We start from the raw sequence: 578 nt of genomic DNA, 5'->3' as shown, positions 1-578 counted from the left end.
AACAATTGCGGGCCGCCTGACCTCCAGTCCGGCCCGCCGTCTTCAGCCCGCTCCGCCAGGGGCGGGCTTTTTCAGTTGTCTTGTTTGACCATGATCTTGTCCGAAAACCGGCTTCCAATTTTTGCTTTGCTGACCTTCCGGTTCGGGATCATGGTCGCGGTCAATCCTTAAGCGGCTTGCCAAGCCGGCCGGCCAGATCCTGCGTGAACTGCCAGGCGACGCGGCCGGAGCGGCTGCCGCGCGTCGTTGCCCATTCGAGCGCCTCGGCGCGCAGCGTTTCGGCGTCGATCTTCAGGTCGTGATAGCGGACGTAGCCGTCGATCATGTCGAGATATTCGTCCTGCGAGCATTTGTGGAAGCCGAGCCACAGGCCGAAGCGGTCCGAGAGCGAGACCTTTTCCTCTACTGCCTCCGACGGGTTGATGGCGGTCGAGCGCTCATTGTCGATCATGTCGCGCGGCAGCAGATGCCGTCTATTCGACGTGGCGTAGAAGATGACGTTGGCCGGCCGGCCCTCGACGCCGCCTTCGAGCGCCGCCTTCAGCGACTTGTAGGAGGTGTCGTCGTGGTCGAAGGAC

Annotated in this window: 1 protein-coding gene; it reads right to left on the bottom strand. The window is 62.6% G+C overall.

What is annotated here, in order from left to right; genetic code table 11:
• Positions 1-160: 160 nt before the first annotated feature.
• A partial coding sequence (locus EOA29_RS39350) for a DUF815 domain-containing protein (protein WP_127222563.1) occupies positions 161-578 on the bottom strand: 418 nt, incomplete at its 5' end.

This window comes from Mesorhizobium sp. M1E.F.Ca.ET.063.01.1.1 (assembly GCF_003998155.1).
Lineage (GTDB): Bacteria > Pseudomonadota > Alphaproteobacteria > Rhizobiales > Rhizobiaceae > Mesorhizobium.
The sequence above is the reverse complement of the archived record's forward strand: the minus strand, read 5'-3'. Positions and strand labels throughout refer to the sequence as shown.